The 18,761-nt window shown below is 65.6% G+C and carries 13 protein-coding genes and 1 pseudogene; 9 read left to right on the top strand and 5 right to left on the bottom strand.

Annotated features, from left to right (window positions below; translation table 11 throughout):
• Nucleotides 1-119: 119 nt before the first annotated feature.
• The 4 genes from VE759_RS06010 to VE759_RS06025 all read left to right on the top strand — a co-directional run bounded on the left by VE759_RS06010 (nucleotide 120) and on the right by VE759_RS06025 (nucleotide 6,621).
• Nucleotides 120-1,604, top strand: a complete 1,485-nt coding sequence (locus tag VE759_RS06010) for a wax ester/triacylglycerol synthase family O-acyltransferase (RefSeq protein WP_324929188.1) — start codon at nucleotides 120-122, stop codon at nucleotides 1,602-1,604.
• 44 nt (nucleotides 1,605-1,648) lie between these two features.
• Nucleotides 1,649-3,265, top strand: a complete 1,617-nt coding sequence (locus VE759_RS06015; protein WP_324929239.1) for an HAD-IB family hydrolase/lysophospholipid acyltransferase family protein — start codon at nucleotides 1,649-1,651, stop codon at nucleotides 3,263-3,265.
• Nucleotides 3,262-5,610, top strand: coding sequence for a glycerol-3-phosphate 1-O-acyltransferase (locus VE759_RS06020; protein ID WP_324929190.1), 2,349 nt, complete (start codon nucleotides 3,262-3,264; stop codon nucleotides 5,608-5,610). Before VE759_RS06015 ends, VE759_RS06020 begins: the two co-directional genes overlap by 4 nt.
• A gap of 93 nt (nucleotides 5,611-5,703) precedes the next feature.
• Complete coding sequence (locus VE759_RS06025; RefSeq protein ID WP_324929192.1) at nucleotides 5,704-6,621, top strand: class I SAM-dependent methyltransferase; 918 nt, start codon at nucleotides 5,704-5,706, stop codon at nucleotides 6,619-6,621.
• A 12-nt stretch (nucleotides 6,622-6,633) separates the two neighbouring features.
• On the opposite strand, the gene VE759_RS06030 is transcribed toward VE759_RS06025, so the two are convergent.
• The gene (locus tag VE759_RS06030) at nucleotides 6,634-6,969 is read right to left on the bottom strand and encodes a hypothetical protein (protein ID WP_324929194.1); all 336 of its coding nucleotides are present in this window, start codon (nucleotides 6,967-6,969) and stop codon (nucleotides 6,634-6,636) included.
• An 18-nt stretch (nucleotides 6,970-6,987) separates the two neighbouring features.
• Entirely contained in the window at nucleotides 6,988-8,667 is a 1,680-nt protein-coding gene (locus tag VE759_RS06035; RefSeq protein WP_324929196.1) for a sodium:solute symporter family protein, read from the bottom strand.
• A gap of 124 nt (nucleotides 8,668-8,791) precedes the next feature.
• Between VE759_RS06035 and galT the strand changes: the two genes are divergently transcribed.
• Both galT and VE759_RS06045 read left to right on the top strand, forming a co-directional pair.
• Complete coding sequence (gene galT, locus VE759_RS06040; RefSeq protein WP_324929198.1) at nucleotides 8,792-9,904, top strand: galactose-1-phosphate uridylyltransferase; 1,113 nt, start codon at nucleotides 8,792-8,794, stop codon at nucleotides 9,902-9,904.
• Between the two features lies 1 nt (nucleotide 9,905).
• A complete protein-coding gene (locus tag VE759_RS06045) occupies nucleotides 9,906-11,006 on the top strand; it encodes a galactokinase (RefSeq protein ID WP_324929241.1) in 1,101 nt (366 codons plus the stop codon).
• Here the strand turns inward: VE759_RS06045 and VE759_RS06050 are convergent.
• Together VE759_RS06050 and sthA are read right to left on the bottom strand one after the other, a co-directional pair.
• Nucleotides 11,003-11,155, bottom strand: a pseudogene (locus tag VE759_RS06050) (DUF1905 domain-containing protein); the annotation flags it as partial. The gene VE759_RS06045 and the pseudogene VE759_RS06050 overlap by 4 nt on opposite strands.
• A 58-nt stretch (nucleotides 11,156-11,213) precedes the next feature.
• A complete protein-coding gene (gene sthA / locus VE759_RS06055; protein ID WP_324929242.1) occupies nucleotides 11,214-12,620 on the bottom strand; it encodes a Si-specific NAD(P)(+) transhydrogenase in 1,407 nt (468 codons plus the stop codon).
• Nucleotides 12,621-12,637: 17 nt separating this feature from the next.
• On the opposite strand from sthA, the gene VE759_RS06060 reads away from it, so the two are divergent.
• Nucleotides 12,638-14,683: a cytochrome c oxidase assembly protein gene (locus VE759_RS06060; protein ID WP_324929244.1), complete on the top strand. Its 2,046-nt coding sequence runs from the start codon at nucleotides 12,638-12,640 to the stop codon at nucleotides 14,681-14,683.
• Here the strand turns inward: VE759_RS06060 and atzF are convergent.
• Nucleotides 14,680-16,296 carry an allophanate hydrolase gene (gene atzF, locus VE759_RS06065; RefSeq protein ID WP_324929200.1) on the bottom strand — a complete coding sequence of 539 codons (1,617 nt, stop codon included), beginning with the start codon at nucleotides 16,294-16,296 and terminating at the stop codon, nucleotides 14,680-14,682. The two genes, VE759_RS06060 and atzF, sit on opposite strands and share 4 nt — an antisense overlap.
• A gap of 211 nt (nucleotides 16,297-16,507) precedes the next feature.
• Between atzF and ssb the strand changes: the two genes are divergently transcribed.
• Both ssb and ettA read left to right on the top strand, forming a co-directional pair.
• On the top strand, nucleotides 16,508-16,978 hold the full coding sequence (ssb, locus tag VE759_RS06070; RefSeq protein ID WP_324929202.1) for a single-stranded DNA-binding protein: 471 nt from the start codon (nucleotides 16,508-16,510) through the stop codon (nucleotides 16,976-16,978).
• Between the two features lie 69 nt (nucleotides 16,979-17,047).
• Nucleotides 17,048-18,724, top strand: a complete 1,677-nt coding sequence (gene ettA, locus VE759_RS06075) for an energy-dependent translational throttle protein EttA (protein ID WP_324929204.1) — start codon at nucleotides 17,048-17,050, stop codon at nucleotides 18,722-18,724.
• The last annotated feature ends 37 nt before the right edge of the window (nucleotides 18,725-18,761 follow it).

Genomic DNA, 18,761 nt, shown 5'->3' on the forward strand with positions numbered 1-18,761 from the left:
TCCAGGTCAGCCGCTCACACCACAATCCACTCTCGCGCCGACGGTCCGCGGACTAGCGTGGTTCTCGCACCAGGGGTTCACGGGAGGGTGACCATGCGAACTTCGTTGCGGAGGCTGACATGACCGACGCTGTCGACGCCGCCGGACTGCCAACCGAGCTCGGCCCGCTGGACCACCTGCTGCACCGTGGCGAGGCGAATCCGCGCACCCGATCGGGGATCATGGCGGTGGAGATTCTCGACACTGCGCCCCGGTGGGACCGGTTCGTCGACACCTTCGACAATGCCTCACGCCGCGTGTTGCGGCTGCGGCAGAAGGTGGTCGTGCCCACGCTGCCGACCGCAGCGCCGCGCTGGGTCGTCGACCCCGATTTCAACCTGAACTTTCACGTGCGCCGGATGCGTGTCCCCGAACCCGGCACCTTGCGTGAGGTGTTCGACCTCGCAGAACTGATGCTGCAGTCGCCGCTGGACATCTCCCGGCCGTTATGGACCGTGACATTGGTGGAAGGTCTGCCGGACGGGCAAGCCGCGCTCCTGCTGCACATGAGCCACGCCGTCACCGACGGTGTCGGCGCGGTCGAGATGTTCGCCAACCTCTACGATCTCGAACGGGACCCGCTTCCCAAGGAACCTGCGCCCCTTCCGATTCCGGAGGACTTGTCGGCGAACGATCTGGCGCGTGCGGGGCTGAATCGTCTGCCGGGCGCGATCGTCGGCGGCGTCCGCGGCGCCGTATTCGGCGCGGCCAAGGTCGCCGGGCGGGTCGCCCGGAACCCGGTTTCCGCGGTCACCGGCGTGGTGGACTATGCCCGGTCGGGCAGCCGCGTGCTTTCGCTGGCGGCAGAGCCGTCGCCGTTGCTTCGCCGCCGCAGCCTGTCCACCCGCAGCGAAGCCATCGATATCGACTTCACTCCCCTTCGCACCGCCGCCAAGGCGGCGGAAGGCTCGATCAACGACGCATATCTGGCTGGATTGTGCGGAGCGTTGCGGCGCTACCACGAGGCGTTCGGCGTGCCGATCGATGCGTTGCCGATGGCGATTCCGGTGAATCTGCGCTCGGAGGACGATCCGGCCGGCGGCAATCGATTTGCCGGCGTCATGCTCGCGGCGCCCATTGGTATCAAAGACCCCGTGGCACGGATCGGGGAGATCCACGCCCGGATGTGCCAAAGCCGTGAGGAACGGGCTATCGACCTCGTCGGCGCGATCGCACCGCTGTTGAACGTGCTGCCCGAGCCGCTGGTGGAATCCGTCGCGGGGTCGGTCGTTTCGTCCGATGTGCAAGCCAGCAACGTTCCGCAATACGCCGGTGACACGTATCTTGCCGGGGCAAAAGTGTTGCGGCAGTATGGCCTTGGCCCGCTACCCGGTGTTGCGATGATGGCTGTGTTGATTTCGCGGTCGGGTGTGTGCACGGTGAGCACCCGCTACGACCGCGCGGCGATCACCGACGAGGCGCTGTGGGCGCAATGCCTGGTGGCAGGGTTCGATGAGGTGCTCGAGCTCGCCGGGCGAGAACGGGGCCATGCGATGCCCGCATCATTCACGCTACAAGCAGTCGAATCGTCGGCGTCGTCACCGAACGGGGAGCTCGGTTCATGACGGACATCGATGCAAGGAGGCCACGGAAGGCAAACCCCCGCGCGATGCGGCTGCCCGGCTCGGTCGCCGAAATCCAGGCCAGCCCGCCGGGGCCCAAGATCGGCGCGTTCTTCGATCTCGACGGCACGCTGGTCGCCGGGTTTACCGGCGTCTTGCTCACTCAAGAGACGTTCCGGCGCCGCGAAATCGGGATCGGCGAGTTCCTCGGCGTCGTGCAGTCGGCGCTCAATCACCGGCTCGGCCGCGCCGACTTCGAAGACCTCGTACACAAGGGCGCCAACATGCTGCGCGGGCGCTCGCTTTCCGACCTGGACGAAATCGGGGAGCGGCTGTTCGTACAGAAGGTGGTCTCGCGCATCTATCCGGAAATGCGCGAACTCGTCCGCGCACACATCGCCCGCGGGCACACGGTGGTTCTGAGCTCGTCGGCGCTGACGATCCAGGTCGATCCGGTTGCCCGCTTCCTGGGCATCCAGAACGTCCTGAGCAACAAGTTTGAGACCGACGAGGACGGCCTGCTTACCGGAAGGGTGCTCAACCCGATTCTGTGGGGACCCGGAAAAGCAAGGGCAGTACAGGAATTCGCCGCCAAGAACGGCATCGACCTGGCGAAGAGCTACTTCTACGCCGATGGCGACGAGGACGTCGCACTGATGTATCTGGTCGGTAATCCCCGGCCCACCAACCCTGAGGGCAAGCTCGCAGCGGTCGCGGCCAAACGCGGTTGGCCGGTGCTTCGGTTCACCAGCCGCAGCGGTGCCAATCCGCTCTCACAATTGCGCACGCTCGCCGGCGTGGCGTCGATGGTGCCGGTCGCCGCAGGCGCCGTCGGCGTCGGCTTACTGGCGCAGAGCAGGCGCCGGGGCGTCAACTTCTTCACCACCAATTTCGGCCGAGCGCTGTTGGCCGCCACCGGCATCCACGTCAACGTCATCGGCGAGGAGAACCTGACCGCGAAGCGGCCCGCGGTGTTCATCTTCAATCACCGCAACCAAGCCGACCCGATGATTGCCGGGTACCTGGTGCGCGACAACTTCACCTCGGTCGGAAAGAAGGAGCTGGAGAAGGACCCGATCGTCGGCACCATCGGTCGGATCATGGATGCGGCGTTCATTGACCGCGACGACCCGAAGGCCGCCGTCGAGGGCCTGCACAAGGTGGAGGAGCTGGCCCGCAAGGGCCTGTCGATCCTGATTGCGCCCGAAGGCACGCGGCTGGACACCACCGAGGTCGGCCCATTCAAGAAGGGAGCATTCCGGATCGCGATGTCGGTAGGCATCCCGATCGTGCCGATCGTCATCCGCAATGCCGAGGTGGTCGCCGCGCGTGACTCGAGCACGTTCAATCCCGGCACGGTGGATGTCGTGGTGTATCCACCGATCCCGGTGGACGACTGGACGACCGAGGATCTACCCGAACGCATCGCCGCGATCCGCCAGCTCTACCTGGACACGTTGAAGGACTGGCCGCACGACGAGGTGCCCGAGGTAGACCTGAGCGTGCCGAAGAAGTCGGATAACGAGACGTCCGCGAAGCAGGCTGCCGCCGAGGCGGCGCCGGCCAAGCAGGCCGCGACCAAAAAGGCGGCAGCCAAGAAGGTGGCCAAGGCCAGTTCGAACTCCGAACAGAAGACCAATACCGGCGCGAAAGGCCGGTCGTGACCCTGCCCGCCGACGAACTGGCGCCGTTCACCACCACGGGCGATGCACTGGTACTCGCGTCGGTCTCGTCGCCGGTCGAACTGGAGCTGCTCGACGACTGGTTACGCCGACAGCGCCGCGAACACCCGAACGCGCGCGTCGATGTGTTGCAGCTGCCCGGCGAGGACCCGCCGCCAGAGGTGATGGCCCAGCTTGTCCAGGAGTTACAAAGCGACGACGACCGGTCGGTGGTGCCGGTGCGAGTGTTCTGGATGCCGCAACGCAATTTGTCGAACCCCTCCAAACTGGCCGGCTTGCTGGCGGGCCGTGACCCGTACCGGCCCAGCGAGCACACCCAGCGCAAGATTCTGCGCGAGGACCCCTCGCGGGCCCGTGTGGTGGCGGGTGAACCGGCGAAAGTCTCCGAGCTTCGACAGCAATGGCGTGACACGACGGTCGCGGAGAATCCGCGCGACTTTGCGCGATTCGTTATCCGGCGGGCGATTCTTGCGATTGAGCGAGTCGAGTATCGACTGCTGGGACCGGAGTACAAGTCGCCGCGGCTGGTCAAACCGGAGATGTTGGCCTCGGCGCGGTTTCGCGCGGGCCTGGACAAGATCGCGGGCGCGACGGTCGAGCAGGCAGGCAAGATGCTCGACGAGATGGCCACGGGGTGGAGCAGGCTGTCGGTCGACCTCATTCCGGCGCTCAGCCGTGCGCTCTTTTCGCGAGGCTTCGACCCCAACATTGACTACGACCGCCACGAGGTCGAGAGGATGCGCCGGGCGCTGGAAACACATCCGGCGGTGATGCTTTGGTCGCACCGGTCCAATCTGGACAGCGGGGTGGTCACCGTCGCGCTGCACGAGAACCGGCTACCGCCGGCACACGTGTTCGGCGGCATCAACATGGCGTTCCCGCCGATGGGACCGCTGTTGCGCCGTTCCGGCGTTATCTTCATCCGGCGCAAGATCGACGACCAGCTGTACCGGTACGTGCTGAAGGAATACGTCGGCTACCTCGTTGAGAAGCGTTTCAATCTCAGTTGGTCGATTGAGGGCACCCGCTCGCGCACGGGAAAGATGTTGCCGCCGAAACTCGGCCTGCTGAGCTTCGTTGCCGACGCATATCTTGAGGGCCGCACCGAAGACATTTTGCTGCAGCCGGTTTCGATCAGTTTCGACCAGCTTCATGAGACTGCGGAGTATGCCGACTACGCACGCGGCGGTGAAAAAACCCCCGAGGGTGTGCGGTGGCTGTTCAATTTCATCAAGGCCCAAGGCGAGCGAAACTACGGCAAGATCTACGTTCGCTTCCCTGATGCCGTGTCGATGCGCGAATACCTCGGCGCGCCGCATGGGCCGATCGTCGACGATCCGGCCGCGAAACGCCTTGCGCTGCAGAAGATGGCGTTCGAGGTGGCCTGGCGTATTTTGCGCGTCACACCGGTCAACGCGACAGGGCTGGTGGCGGCGCTGCTGCTGAACACACGTGGTGTTGCGCTGACGTTGGACCAGATCCACCACACGCTGCAGGACTCTCTGGACTACCTCGAGCGCAAGGAAACGCCGATGACCAACAGCGCGCTCCGGCTGCGGACCGCAGAGGGTGTCCGGTCGGCGCTTGACGCGCTGTCGGGCGGACATCCGGTGACCCGCGTCGACGGCGGTCGTGAACCGGTCTGGCGGATCGCTCCCGAGCACGAGCACGAGGCGGCGTTCTATCGGAACTCGATCATTCATGCGTTTCTTGAGACCGCGATCGTCGAGCTGGCGCTCGCGTACGCCGCACGGGCGCAAAACGATCGGCTGGAGGCGTTCTGGTCGCAGGCCATGCGGCTGCGTGATCTGCTGAAGTTCGACTTCTACTTTGCCGACTCGGCGGCCTTCCGTGAGCACATCGCCGACGAGATGGCCTGGCACGACGACTGGGAGGCCCACGTTTCGGCCGGTGCCCATGAGATCGTCATGATGCTGCGGCAAAAGCGACCGCTGATCGCCACCGCGGTGCTGCGGCCTTACTTCGAGGCCTACGAGATCCTCGCCGATGTGCTGCGCGATGTGCCCGCCGAGATCGGTGAGAAGCAGCTGACCAAGCTGGCGTTGGGTGTCGGTCGGCAGTACGTCGCACAGAATCGGGCGCGCAGCAACGAATCGGTGTCGGCGTTGTTGTTCGCCACCGGGCGGCAGGTCGTCGCCGACCAGCACCTGCTGGAGCCGTCGCCGGACCTATCCGAGCGGCGGGAAGCGTTCGTCGCCGAATTGCGCGGCATCCTTCGCGACATGGACAAGGTGGAGGAGATCTCCCGCGAGCAATTCCTCGCCCGGGAAGCCGAGCGTCGTCGTGCCCGTCGCGAGCAGGGCTAGCAGTCGGCGAAGCGGCCCGTCCGGGGCTTCACAGGTTTCACCCAGCACCGCGGCGTACCGTCGCCCGAGTTGGACTCGGCGTGAAGGGCGAACATGACACGGACGGACAACGACAGCTGGGATCTGGCCAATAGTGTTGGTGCCACCGCGACGATGGTGGCCGCATACCGGGCCGCCGCAAGCAAGCGCGATGAACCGCTGATCGACGATCCGTTCGCCGAGCCGTTGGTCCGCGCCGTTGGCATAGATTTCTTTTCTCGCCTGGCCGGCGGCGAGTTCGATGCGGTTAACGGCGCCGACGGCGACTTGATGAACCTGATGACGGACGTGTTTGCCGCGCGCACCCGCTATTTCGACGGCTTTGTCGCCGATGCTGCCCGAGCGGGTATCCGCCAGGTGGTGATCGTGGCGTCGGGCCTGGATTCCCGTCCGTACCGATTGGCGTGGCCGGCAGGCACGACGGTCTATGAGATTGATCAGCCGGAAGTCATCGGATTCAAAAGCAAGACACTTGCCGACCTTGGCGGCGCGCCGACCGCCGATCGTCGGACAGTCGGCGTCGACCTTCGCCAGGATTGGCCCGCCGCGCTGCGCGAGGCAGGATTCGACCCCGCCGAACCCACCGCGTGGCTCGCCGAGGGCCTGCTCATTGGCTTCCTCCCGGGCGAGGCCCAGGATCGACTGCTGGACAACATCACCGACCTCAGTGCGGCGGGAAGCCGGTTCGCCGGCGATTACGTGCCGGGCCGCAGCGACGTCGAGGCCTTTCAAGAACGCATGGAGACCATTAGCGGTCAATGGCGTGACCGCGGACTCGACGTCGATATCGCGAACCTGACCTACTCCGGTGAGCGCCACGACGTGGCGGCCTATCTGGCGGCGCAGGGATGGGAGCCCGTTCGGGCAACCATCACGGATTTGTTCGCCGGCGGCGGACTGCGGCCGCTGGCCGACGACACCGAAACGTTCTCCTGGATCGTTTATGTCACCGCGACACGAACGAGGGCTTAATCGACCCGGAGCTCAGGCGGTTTCGCCCGGCGACGCTTGCTCGGCTTCGCGTTGGGCGGTCGCGGCCGCCTCGCGGTGCACCGGACGCAGCCACGCCCACACCATGAACAGGAGGGCAACTCCGATCAGGACGAGCCCGACCCACCAGTTCGCGTCGGTGCCCACGTAGAGATCGACGCGGTTGCCCGGCCGGATCCGGTTGTCGTGCTGTTGCAACAATCCCGGCGCGAATCCGACGATAGTCAGCGCCACGCCGTAAACGCCGAGCAGCGCTCCAATGATGTTGCGGATGTCGAAGGCCCGGAATAACACCTTGCTCCTTTGTGGCGTCGGCATGATGGCTGGCATGATGGCTGCTGAAACGACTCAATGGAAGATGACGTTGAGGGCGATGACAAGTACGAGCATCACCCCGGCGAGCGGAACCGGCCGGTAGAACCATGGCTTAGCGGCGCTCTCGGGATCGTGGAAGTACTCGGGCGGCGTCTCCGAATAGACGAGACCGGCCAGCTGTTCCCTCGGTTTTGGCGCCGTCACCATGCTGACCGCCACGCTGACAAGAACGTCGACGATGAATGCGGCCGTTGCCGCGATGAATGGCATGCCCTGTCCGGGGAGGTTGATGACACCGACCTTCGACAGGATGAAAACGAAGATGGCAGAAAGTGTTCCGGCGACAAGGCCGGTCCAGCCGGCGGTCGCCGTCATCCGCCTCCAGAACATGCCGAGGATGAACGTCGCGAACAGGGGGGCGTTGAAGAAGCCGAACAGCGTCTGCAGGTAGTCCATCAGGTTGGAGTACCCTGACGCGATCAGCGCCGTGAAGATAGCCAGCACCGTTGCGGCGACCGTCGCGATGCGGCCGACCAGGATGTAGTAATTGTCGGGCCGGTCCTTCACCAGGTACTGCTGCCAAATGTCGTAGCTGAATACCGTATTGAACGCCGAGATGTTCGCCGCCATGCCCGCCATGAAGGAGGCGAGCAGACCGGCGACTGCGACACCGATGAGCCCATTGGGCAGGATGTCACGGATCATCAGCAACATCGCGTCGTTATACTTGATGCCGTTGGTGCCGGTGGATTTCAGATGAATCATATCGCCGATCACGGCCGCGGCGATCATGCCGGGGATGATGATCACAAACGGGATGAACATCTTGGGAAACGCGGCGATGATCGGTGAGCGGCGTGCCGCGGACATCGAGTCGGAGGCCATCGCGCGCTGCACTTCGACGAAATTGGTTGTCCAGTATCCGAAGGACAGCACGAAACCGAGACCGAAAACGATGCCGATCACCGACCAGATCGGGCTATTGAACCCGCTGAGCGCCTGGCCGGGCCAGGTCGTCAGCTGGTCATGTACCGACGCGGTCACCTTGCCATTCGAGAAGGTGTCGATCACCTTGTCCCTCAGGCCGCTCCAGCCACCCACCCTGATTAGCCCGAAGATGGTGAGGGGAACCAGGGCCGCAAGGATCACAAAGAATTGCAGCACCTCGTTGTATACGGCCGCAGACAACCCACCGAGTGCGGTGTAGGTCAGCACGACCGCGGCAGCCACGATCAGCGACACCCATCGCTGCCAGCCGAGCAGCGCATTGATCACCGTCGCCAGCAGGTACAAGTTGACACCCGCGATGAGTACCTGCGCGACGGCAAAACTGATGGCGTTCACCAGGTGCGCACCGGGGCCGAACCGGCGGCGCATGAATTCGGGAACGCTGCGGACCTTGGAGCCGTAGTAGAACGGCATCATCACCACGCCGAGGAACAGCATGGCCGGCACGGCACCGATCCAGTAGTAGTGCATAGTCGACAGTCCGATTTGGGCGCCATTGGCCGACATGCCCATTATCTCGACCGCGCCCAGATTCGCCGAAACGAACGCCAGCCCTGTCACCCATGCGGGCAGCCGCCGGCCAGAGAGAAAGAAGTCCAGACTGGTGGAGATCTGACTGCGGGCGGTGTAGCCGATGGCTAGCACGAAGCCGAAATAGATAGCGATCAATACGTAGTCGACCGCACCGACATTGAGTCGTAGCACGTTGTCTGCTGCCAGCGTCGTGGTCGTGGTCGTGGTCGTGGTCCCAACTCCTTTGTCAAGTGAGCGGAATCAATAGTCGGATGCTCTAACGTAATCAAGCAGGAGGCGGAAGGTAGCGGTTTCGGTGGACGCGGATAACGGCGACGCGGCCCGGCGACCGACGCGGTGGACGCTGGCCGACGGGCGCGAATTGCTGTTCTTCGCGTTGCCGGGCCACACGCCTGCACCGGTGGCCGATCGGCGGCCGCTGGGCGACCGGGAAAGCCAGCAGTCACAATTGCGTTTCGACCGGCAGACCGGTCAGTGGGTGATCATCGCCGCGCTGCGCCAAGACCGCACATATAAGCCGCCACCCGATCAGTGCCCACTCTGCCCGGGTTCCTCCGGACTGTCCAGCGAGGTGCCGGCACCCAAATACGACGTCGTTGTCTTCGAAAACCGCTTCCCAAGCCTGAGTGGTGCGGACGCATCGACGTTTCGTCTGCCGCGCACCGACGGCGACGACTTCGTTTCCGCGCCGGGCCACGGCCGCTGCGAGGTCATCTGTTTTTCCAGCGATCACACCGGATCTTTCGCGGGACTTGAACTGCCGCATGCCAGGCTTGTCGTCGACGCTTGGCGGCACCGCACCGCCGACCTGGCGGCCAGGCAGGGAATCACGCAGGTGTTCTGCTTCGAGAACCGCGGTGAGGAAATCGGGGTGACGCTGACACATCCGCACGGCCAGATTTACGGCTACCCCTTCCTGACGCCGCGTGCCGCCGCGATGCTGCACGAAGCGCGCGCGCATCGAAGCCGTCACGGCAGCAACCTATTTGCCGACGTGCTGGCGTACGAGGTGGCCGAGGGCAGCCGCATCATCGCGCGCACCGATCTGTTCACGGCGTTTGTCCCGTTCGCCGCGCGATGGCCGGTAGAGGTGCATATCTATCCGAACAGGTTCGCGCGCAATCTTATTGACCTCGACGACGCGGAGCTCGACGATTTCGCGGCGATCTACCTCGACGTGCTACGCAGGTTCGACCGGTTGTATCCCAACCCCCTGCCGTACATGTCGGCGCTGCATCAGTACGTCGAGAACGACGTGCAACGAGAGGGCTATTTTCACGTCGAGCTGATGTCGATACGGCGCAGCGCCACTAAGTTGAAGTACCTGGCATCCTCCGAATCGGCGATGGACGCATTCATCGGCGACGTGACACCAGAGAGCGTCGCCCACCGCCTGCGGGAGGTGTGAGATCGAGGCCGAGCGGACAGTCAGATACTCAGCACCGGGCCGGATCAACCTGATCGGCGAGCACACCGATTACAACCTCGGCTTCGCGTTGCCGATTGCACTGCCCGACCGCACCGCGGTGACCTACCTATCCGAAGACAGCGACGAGATCACAGTGCGCAGCGATCGTGCAGACGCTGAGATTCGGATCCCGCTGGACACCACGCCCGGCGAGGTAATGGGCTGGGCGGCCTATGTCGCGGGCGTGGTATGGGCACTGCGCCGAAAGGGGTATCGAGTCACCGGCGGCAGCATGTCGGTCACCGGTGGTGTCGAAATGGGGTCGGGCCTGGCCTCGTCGGCGGCACTCGAGTGTGCCGCGATCGGTGCACTCGCGGCGGCGAACGGACTTCGCATCGACCGGGTCGAGCAGGCGCGCATCGCGCAGACCGCGGAGAACGACTACGTCGGCGCCCCAACGGGTCTGATGGATCAGCTGGCCGCCCTCTACGGAGAGCCGCTGCGGGCGCTATTGATCGACTTCCGCGAGCTGACCGTGCGGCCGGTGGCATTCGATCCCGACGGGTCGGATGTGGCCTTGCTGCTCATCAACTCGCGTGCGCCGCATCGCCATGCGGGCGGAGAGTACGCGGCGCGGCGTGCGTCGTGCGAACGGGCGGCGGCCGAGCTGGGTGTCTCATCGCTGCGCGAGGTACAGCAGCGCGGGCCGTCTGTGGTCGAGGCAGTGACCGACCCGACGGATGCGCGCCGCGTCCGCCATGTCGTTACCGAGAACCAGCGTGTGTTGGATTTCGTTGCTGCACTGGATGATTCCGACTTCGCAGAAGCGGGCCGGATCCTGACAGCCTCGCACGCATCGATGCGCGACGACTTCGAGATCACCACTGAACACATCGATCTGATCGCTGACACCGCGGTGCGGGCAGGTGCGCTTGGAGCACGGATGACTGGCGGTGGCTTCGGGGGCTGCGTGATCGCGCTGGTTCAGATCGAGAAGGCGGCTGCGGTCGGCGACGCCGTCCGACGACGGGTCAGCGATGCGGGCTACAACCAGCCGACAATCGGCCGGACGCACGCCGGCCCCGGTGCCTCGAGCCCTTAGGGGAGAACCTCGGCACGGCTGGTGTCGAGCACCACCTGCACATGGACGGTATCGCCGTGGGCCTTCGCCAATGCGTTCTGTATGTCTTTGCGCACCCCAAGCCGGTGTTGGCCGCCGTAGGGGGCCAGCGAGCCGGTGTACTCGACCGAATCGAACCGATGTGGTCCGCCAGAGCGTTACCGCCGGCGGCGCCGAGAGCATGTTCTTTCAATCGCTGAACTTCGACACCGCACGCAGCTTGTTCATCACGTCAAGCGCGGCGACCTTGTACGTTTCGGAAAAGGTCGGGTAGTTGAACACCGCGTCGACGAGGTATTCGACGGTGCCGCCGCAACCCATCACCGCCTGCCCGATGTGCACGAGCTCGGTGGCGTTGGTGCCGAAGATGTGAACCCCGAGCAGCTTGTGGTCCTCGGAGGACACCAACAGCTTGAGCATGCCATGGGAGTCCCCGGCAATCTGGCCGCGTGCGAGTTCGCGGTACCGGGACACACCGAATTCGTATGGGATCGAGTTCTTGGTGAGCTCCGCTTCGGTTGCGCCGACGTAGGACACCTCGGGAATGGTGTAGATGCCGATCGGCTGCAGCTCGGTCATGCCCGATGTCGGCTCGCCGAATGCGTGGTAGGCGGCGAGCCGGCCCTGGTCCATCGATGTCGCGGCCAGCGCGGGGAAGCCGATCACGTCGCCGACGGCGTAGATGTGGTCGACCTTGGTGCGGAACTGGTCGTCGACGAAGATCCGGCCGCGTCGGTCGGTTTCCAACCCGACGCCGGCCAGGTCGAGCTCCTCGGTGCAGCCCTGCCGGCCTGCCGAGTACATCACCGTGTCGGCGGCGATCCTCTTGCCGCTCGCCAGCGTCGTGATGGTGCCTTCCGGCCTGACGTCGACCGCGGTGACCTCCTCGCCGAACCGGAACGCCACCGACAGGTCGCGCAGATGGAAGCGAAGGTCCTCGACGATCTCCTGATCGCAGAAATCCAGCATGGTGTCGCGCTTTTCGACGACCGTCACCTTGGTGCCGAGCGCGGCGAAGATGGAGGCGTATTCGATGCCGACGACCCCGGCGCCGACCACGACCATCGATGACGGGATTTCCTTCAAATTGAGGATCCCGTCGGAGTCGATCACCCGCTCCTCATCGAATTGGATACCGTCCGGGCGCGCGGGCGCCGTGCCGGTGGCAACCACTATGTAGCGCCCGCTGACCGTGGTGTGTTCGGCGCGGTTGGGGTTCTCCACTTGCACGGTGTGCTCGTCAAGGAAGCGGCCGTGGCCGGTGTAAAGCTCGATGTGGTTGCGCATCAGCTGCGAGCGGACCACATCGATTTCTCTGTTGATCACGTGTTCGGTTCGGGCGTGCAGGTCGGCGCAGGTGATTCTCTCCTTGACCCGGTAGCTCGCGCCGTAGAGTTCGCGCTGGTTCATGCCGGTGAGGTAGACGACCGCCTCGCGCATGCTTTTCGACGGAATGGTGCCGGTATTGACGCACACGCCCCCGAGCATTCGGCCGCGTTCGACCATCGCCACCGACTTGCCCAACTTTGCGGCCGCCACGGCGGCCTTCTGCCCGCCGGGACCCGAGCCGAGGACGACGAGGTCATACTCGATCATTGAAGCCATGGATAGAGATGTACCCCGATCACCGCAGTCTCACAGGTAGACGCCAAAATCCGCCGCGGCAGCGGGCGGCGGTGTGGCCTGTGCTCGTGGGTGTCGCCGTGTTGGCGGGCACCACCGCGGCGGCCATCGCGGCGTTGTCGCTCGCGGATGTGCTCACCGCCACCGGCCTTCCCAACCCGGGCCCGGTGACGACGTACGGGCTGCCGTTCGTGCGCGCGTCGGGCGAGATCGCCGCGGTGTTGGCGGTCGGCTCGTTCCTGTTGGCCGCGTTCCTGGTGCCACCGCAGCGTAACGGGGTGCTGGACGCCGCCGGATACCGGGCACTGCGGGTTGGCACCGTGGCCTCGGGGGTTTGGACGGTCTGTGCGGCGCTGCTGGTTCCGCTGACCGTCTCCGACGTCTCCGGCCATCCGGTCTACGAGAGCTTCAATCCGGCGACCGTATGGTCGTCGGCCGACCTCGTCGACGTCGCCGGAGCGTGGAGGTGGACGGCCGTCCTCGCGGCAGTGGTTACGGTCGCCTGCCTGCCGGTGTTGCGCTGGTCGTCGATGCCGTTCCTGTTGGCCGGGTCATTGGTGACGCTGATTCCGCTCGCGTTGACCGGGCACTCGTCGGCCGGCGGCTCACACGACCTTGCGACAAACAGCCTGCTGATTCATCTGGTGGCGGCGGCGCTGTGGGCAGGCGGCCTGCTTGCCCTGCTCACGCACGCGTTGCGGGGTGCCGAGCATGCCGACCTGGCCGCGCGGCGGTTCTCGGCGGTCGCCTTGTGGTGCTACGCCGCGATGGCGCTCAGCGGAGTCATCAACGCACTGGTGCGCATCCGGATCACCGAGCTGTTCACCAGCACGTACGGGGGGCTGGTCATCGGAAAGTTCGTCGCGCTGTGTCTGCTCGGCGTGCTGGGGTGGCGGCAACGCCGCGTCTCGCTGACCGCGCTGCGCGCCGATCCCAACGCCCGCCATCCGCTGATCAGGCTGGCGCTGACGGAGGCGGTGATCTTCGGCGTCACGTTCGGGATCGCCGTCGGATTGGGCCGCACCCCGCCGCCGCAGCGGCTGATCTATCCGTCGGCCACTGAGGTAGCGATCGGATACAACCTCCCCGGCCCACCGAGCGGCCCGCGGGTGCTGCTCGACTGGCGATTCGACCTGCTGTTCGGGACGGCGGCAATCGTGATGGCCGCCGTTTACGCGGCCGGGGTGATCCGGCTCCGCCGCCGCGGGGATGTGTGGCCGGCCAGTCGGACGGCGGCGTGGCTGTGCGGCTGTGCGGTGCTGCTCTTCGCGACGTCGTCGGGCGTCGGCAGGTACATGCCTGCGATGTTTTCCATGCACATGGTCGCCCACATGCTGTTGTCGATGCTGGTACCGGTCCTGCTGGCGCTGGGCGGTCCGGTGACCCTGGCGTTGCGGGCGCTGCCGGCCGCGGGTCGTGACGATCCGCCCGGCCCGCGCGAGTGGATCCTCGCTGCGCTGCACAGTCGGCTGTCACGGTTCCTCACCCACCCGGTGGTGGCGACCGTGTTGTTCGTCATCGGGTTCTACGCGCTCTATTTGGGCGGCATCTTCAATGCGGTGGCCGGCAATCACTTTGCGCATGTGGTGATGAACCTGCACTTCCTGCTCACGGGCTATCTGTTCTACTGGGCCGTGATCGGCATCGATCCGACGCCGCGGCCGATCCCCCCGCTGGGCAAGGTCGCGATGGTCTTCGCGCCCCTGCCGTTGCACGCGTTCTTCGGCGTCGTGCTGATGGACATGGGCTTGGTGCTCGGCGGCTCTTTCTACCGGTCACTGCAGCTGAGCTGGCACACCGACCTGCTCGGCGACCAGCGGCTTGGCGGCAGCATCGCATGGGCCGCCGGTGAGGTGCCGCTGGTGATCGTAATGATGGCGCTGCTGCTCCAATGGCGGCGCAGCGACGAACGCACCGCGAAGCGGCTAGACCGCGCCGCGGCGCGAGACGAGGACGCCGAACTGGCCGCCTACAACGCGATGCTGGCCGAACTCGCGCGCCGCGACGCGGCGCCACGTCCGCGCGGTACTGGCTAGCCGACCGCCCCGGCCGCCATCGCCGCCGGCCAGCTTCCGTAACCGCTGATGTCGGCGCCCGCGGCGGCCGCAGCGCCGTCGCACCCGAATGCGGTGCGCCACGTGCCGTCGGCGAATTCGACCTTGCCGAGTTGCATCGGGGCCGGCAGGGCCGACAGAAACGACCCGAGCGCGGCCGGCGACAGCAACCAGCGGTGCCCGGTCAGCGACGTGCCGGTGCCGTCGTTCGTGCGCGTCACGGCCGGCTTGGGCGGTGTGGTGTCCAGCACCGTCATCCGGTAGCGCGGTGCGGTGGTCAACTCGCCGACGAAGCGAGCGCCGAGATCGGTGAGCTGATGTGCAAGCGGGCCACCTTGCAAGTGGGCGCCGAACACCACAAGCTCGGCGGCTTGAGCGCCGGCGAGCGGCCAAATACTTTGAGATGCTTGCGTATTCGAGATTATGCTGGCGATGTCGAGTGCGACGGCGTCGTCGAACGCCCGCGCCAGCACCGTCACGCCGAACTGTGCGTCGCCGGCGGTGCCTGCGGGAACCGCCACGCCGCAGAGATCGAACAGATTGCAAAAGTTCGTGTAGGTGCCCATTCGTGCATTGACTCCGACCGGGTCGGCGGCCACCTCGTCGATGCGTGGGTGCATCGGCGCGGTGGGAACCAGCAGCGCGTCGGCGCCATCCAGCAGCTCCATCGCGCGGCGGCGCAGTCGCTCGACTTCGCGACGGTCGAGGACCAGTCGATGCGCGGGGATATCACCGGCGGCCTTGATGATCGCGGCGACCGTCGGATCAAGCGCAGCGTCGGGGTGTGAGTCGATGAATTCGCCTACGGCTGCGTATCTTTCGCTCACCAGCGCACCGCCGTAGAGTAGTTTCGCCGCGGCCAGGAATGGATCGAGTTTGATCGGGACGGTCCGCACACCGGCGTTCGTCAGCCGCGCGACGGCATCGTCGAACGCCGCGCGCCAGGTCTGCTTGAGCTCGGGCAGCTCAACAGGGACAGCCACGACGGGCTCGGGCGGGGCGGCCAGTCGGATGTCGGCCGGCCATGGACGCGCAGGTGCGCCGGCGGCCAGCACCGCCATCGCCGCATTAGCCCGGGCCAGATCTGGCGCGAAAATCGTTACGCAGTCATAGGATTCGCAGGCCGGCACCACGCCGTCGGTGCTGATCACGCCCACTGTCGGCTTGATGCCGACGATGGCTTGCAGGGCGGCGGGGATGCGTCCCGACCCAGCGGTGTCAGTGCCGATGGCGATGTCGGCCTCGCCGAGCGCGACCGCGACCGCAGAGCCGGAGCTCGAACCACCGCTGATGAACGCGGTCCGACGGCTGTCGTGCACGACGCCGTAGGGCGAGCGGGTGCCAACCAGCCCAGTCGCGAACTGGTCGAGGTTCGTCTTACCGATGACGACAGCGCCCGCTGCGCGCAGCGCCGCCACCGCGGCCGCGTCGCGGTTGGGGCGATAGCCGAATTCCGGGCAAGCCGCCGTCGTCGGTAACCCGGCGACATCGACGTTGTCCTTGACCGCCAGCCGGACGCCGGCCAGCGCACCGCGGCTGGTGGCCAACTCGGCGGCCACCTCGGCCTCTGGGCGCTTGCTGATCCAAACCGTCATGGCGTTGAACCTAAGGCCTCGACCTCCGTGCCGCCTGTGCGACTCGTGCTCGTCGTCGCAGCTATCCACAGTGCGTGAGTTACCCACAGCCGCGGCGCTTGGTGACCGGCCTCGCGTGGGATGTCGGTGGCCGCGCGGTAAATGGCGATGTCACCGGCGGGCGATGCGCCAGCACCGCGCCGCCGACATCTGATGAATCGAAGGGATAGCAATGTTCGAGACGCAATTGACCGTGGTCGGAAACATCGTCAACGACCCGCAGCGCCGCCGGGTCGGTGATCAAGAAGTCATCAAGTTCCGGGTGGCCAGCAATTCGCGGCGACGCGGCGCCGACGGCAAATGGGAGGCCGGCAACTCGCTGTTCATCACCGTGAACTGCTGGGGCCGACTGGTCACAGGGGTGGGTGCCGCGTTGGGAAAGGGTGACCCCGTCATTGTGGTTGGCCACACCTACACCAGCGAGTACGAGGATCGCGACGGCGTGCGGCGGTCGACCCAGGAGATGCGCGCCACGTCCGTTGGTCCCGATCTGGCGCGGTCGATCGTGCGCATCATCGAAAAGACGGGCAATTCGGGGAAGGAACCCGAATCCGCGCAAGCAGGCGAAGAGCTGGCCAACGGCGACGACACCGCCGAGGAGGCTACCCCGACGGGAGGCAAGGCGCTGCCGCTGTCGGCTTAGTGCGAGAACGCCGCGTCTACCATGGTCCGCGGGCGACACCACAGACCACGAAAGGCACGACACGCGGCAATGGCCGAATACATCTACACGATGCGGAAGGTCCGCAAGGCACACGGCGACAAGGTCATCCTTGACGACGTCACTCTCGCCTTCCTTCCCGGTGCGAAGATCGGCGTTGTCGGCCCGAACGGGGCCGGCAAGTCGAGCGTCTTGCGGATCATGGCCGGCTTGGACCAACCGAACAACGGCGACGCGTTCCTGGCGAGCGGCGCGACGGTCGGCATCCTGCAGCAGGAGCCGCCGCTCAACGAGGACAAAACCGTCCGCGGGAACGTCGAGGAGGGCCTCGGCGACATCAAGGTCAAGCTGGACCGGTTCAACGAGGTCGCCGAGCTCATGGCCACCGACTACTCCGACGAGCTAATGGAGGAGATGGGCAGGCTGCAGGAGGAGCTCGACCACGCCGATGCGTGGGACATCGACTCGCAGCTCGAGCAGGCAATGGATGCGCTGCGCTGCCCGCCGCCGGACGAGCCGGTGACCCACCTGTCCGGCGGCGAGCGGCGTCGCGTGGCGCTGTGCAAGCTGCTGCTGTCCAAGCCCGACCTGCTCCTGCTGGACGAGCCGACCAACCACCTGGACGCCGAGAGCGTGCTGTGGCTCGAGCAGCACCTGGCCGACTACAAAGGCGCCGTGCTGGCGGTTACCCACGACCGCTACTTCCTGGACAACGTGGCCGGGTGGATCCTCGAGTTGGACCGTGGCCGGGCCTATCCGTATGAGGGCAACTACTCGACGTATCTGGAGAAGAAGGCCGACCGCATCGCTGTGCAGGGCCGCAAGGACGCGAAACTGCAAAAGCGGCTGCAGGAAGAGCTGGCCTGGGTCCGGTCGGGCGTCAAGGCCCGCCAGGCCAAGAGCAAGGCGCGGCTGCAGCGCTACGAGGAAATGGCGGCCGAGGCCGAGAAACACCGCAAGCTCGACTTCGAAGAGATTCAGATCCCGCACGGGCCGCGACTGGGCAACCTGGTCGTGGAGGTCGAGCACCTCGACAAGGGCTTCGAGGGCAGACCGCTGATCAAGGACCTGTCGTTCACGCTGCCCCGCAACGGCATCGTCGGCGTCATCGGACCCAATGGGGTCGGTAAGACCACGCTGTTCAAGACCATCGTCGGACTCGAGCAGCCCGACAGCGGCACGGTCAGGATCGGCGACACGGTGAAGCTGAGCTACGTCGACCAGGCACGCGCCGGCATCGATCCGAACAAGACCGTCTGGCAGGTGGTCTCCGACGGGCTCGACTACATCGAAGTGGGCCAGCAGGAGATGCCTTCGCGTGCCTATGTTTCTGCATTCGGGTTCAAGGGACCCGACCAGCAGAAGCCCGCGGGCGTGCTGTCCGGCGGTGAGCGCAACCGGCTCAACCTGGCGCTTACGCTCAAGCAGGGTGGCAACCTGATCCTGCTTGACGAGCCGACAAACGACCTCGACGTCGAAACACTGAGCTCACTGGAGAACGCGCTGGAACAGTTCCCCGGCTGCGCGGTGGTGATTTCCCACGACCGCTGGTTCCTCGACCGCACGTGTACGCACATCCTCTCGTGGGAGGGCGATGTGGACAACGAGGCGAAATGGTTCTGGTTTGAGGGCAATTTCGCCGCTTACGAAGAGAACAAAGTGGAGAGACTGGGAGTGGACGCCGCTCGTCCGCACAGGGTGACCCACCGAAGGCTCACACGCGACTAGTCTGGGGCGCCTGCGTTAGCGATGCGGCCACGCAGGG

Source organism: Mycobacterium sp. (genome assembly GCF_035640695.1).
GTDB lineage: Bacteria > Actinomycetota > Actinomycetes > Mycobacteriales > Mycobacteriaceae > Mycobacterium.

Bases quoted from the DNA above. Each gene is read 5' to 3' on its own strand.
- VE759_RS06010 (WP_324929188.1), top strand. From the start codon at position 120: ATGACCGACGCTGTCGACGCCGCCGGACTGCCAACCGAGCTCGGCCCG.
- sthA (WP_324929242.1), bottom strand. From the start codon at position 12,620: ATGATCGAGTATGACCTCGTCGTCCTCGGCTCGGGTCCCGGCGGGCAG.
- ettA (WP_324929204.1), top strand. From the start codon at position 17,048: ATGGCCGAATACATCTACACGATGCGGAAGGTCCGCAAGGCACACGGC.
- VE759_RS06015 (WP_324929239.1), top strand. From the start codon at position 1,649: ATGCGGCTGCCCGGCTCGGTCGCCGAAATCCAGGCCAGCCCGCCGGGG.
- VE759_RS06060 (WP_324929244.1), top strand. From the start codon at position 12,638: ATGTACCCCGATCACCGCAGTCTCACAGGTAGACGCCAAAATCCGCCG.
- VE759_RS06025 (WP_324929192.1), top strand. From the start codon at position 5,704: ATGACACGGACGGACAACGACAGCTGGGATCTGGCCAATAGTGTTGGT.
- VE759_RS06030 (WP_324929194.1), bottom strand. From the start codon at position 6,969: ATGCCAGCCATCATGCCGACGCCACAAAGGAGCAAGGTGTTATTCCGG.
- atzF (WP_324929200.1), bottom strand. From the start codon at position 16,296: ATGACGGTTTGGATCAGCAAGCGCCCAGAGGCCGAGGTGGCCGCCGAG.
- ssb (WP_324929202.1), top strand. From the start codon at position 16,508: ATGTTCGAGACGCAATTGACCGTGGTCGGAAACATCGTCAACGACCCG.